Raw genomic sequence first — 1,159 nt, 5'->3', positions numbered from 1 at the left:
TTCGCGCAGTGCTTGCCCCGCCACCCGCTTCCATCGCTCTCTTCTACGTCCAGCCATAACGGAGCGTCACTCGGCACGAAAGCTGAGCCAGAACCCGATCTCGTGGACAAAGCCACGCGGTTGGCTTTGGATACGAGAACGGGAGATTGTCGACGGCTTCGGGAGTCGCTCACGGCTGCGTGGCCGGGTTTGGGGCCATCTCTCGGCGAAGGCCCTGAGTTGTTTCCGCTGTCGTTCTTCCTCCGCGATCCGGTCGGCGAGGACGGGTTGGTCGATGTACGGGGCGACGGCGGCGAGGACCAGGCGCTGAAGCTCGGTCGGGTCGAGCGCCTCGACCTCCCACTGCGCCGGCTGACCGGGGTCGAGCCCGTACCGGCGTGCGAACCCTGCCCAACGTGGGTCGCCGGCCTTCCCCGCAGCCGCGGGCAGCTTGTACTCGCGGACCTGGTCGTGGGTGAGCAGGACGCGTTCCACGTGACTCCAACAGTCCGTGCGGGCCACCCAATCCGGCTCGATGTCGGCCCCCGAGGCGTCGAAGTCGCCCACGTTTCTCCGGGGCGCCACGAGCGTGCGGTTCAAGTTCACGCAGCTCAGAAGCGGCCGGGATGACCATAGCCGGTGCAACACCTGTGGTGCATGGAGGCACACGGCGATTCATCCGGATGCGCTGGGGGCACCTCAGGTCGTTCAGCTGGTCGATGACAGGACCGCCCGAATGAGTGCCGACCCTAGACCGTGTCAGCGGCGTGGTTCACGCCGAGAGCCAGTCGAGCTTCGTCCTGACTGTTCCTCTGCGGCTGAGGCGATCCCTGACGGACCAGGCGTTCGCGTAGCGTGCGATAGATCGTTTCAACGTCGAGCAGTTCGGGACCGCCCTCGACTCCTCGCTCAAGGATGTCGAGCAGCACGCCTGTGAATTCGGGGTACCTCTTGTTCGAGGGTGCAAACGCAACGCGGGTCGCGGACGCGGAAGTCAATACGTAGGTGCCCAAAGCTTCGGCGAGTTCCGCCACGGTACCCGTGGACTGAATCGCTCGTCCTGAAAAACTGCAGTCGAGGATCAGGCCAGGTCGTTGCCGTCCACCACGAGGTCGCGGACCGCGACGACATGGGGATGGTCGAGACCGAGCAGGGCGGTGCGCTCCTGGACGAAGCGGCC

Annotated in this window: 2 protein-coding genes; both read right to left on the bottom strand. The window is 65.5% G+C overall.

The window, feature by feature from the left end; genetic code table 11:
• Nucleotides 1–66 precede the first annotated feature (66 nt).
• Nucleotides 67–585, bottom strand: a complete 519-nt coding sequence (locus tag ACWCQ6_RS37415; RefSeq protein ID WP_451096990.1) for a hypothetical protein — start codon at nucleotides 583–585, stop codon at nucleotides 67–69.
• 143 nt (nucleotides 586–728) lie between these two features.
• Complete coding sequence (locus ACWCQ6_RS37410) at nucleotides 729–1,013, bottom strand: hypothetical protein (RefSeq protein ID WP_451096987.1); 285 nt, start codon at nucleotides 1,011–1,013, stop codon at nucleotides 729–731.
• Nucleotides 1,014–1,159 lie beyond the last annotated feature (146 nt).

This window comes from Streptomyces sp. NPDC001880 (assembly GCF_053594575.1).
This window is presented reverse-complemented; position numbering and strand designations above follow the sequence as displayed.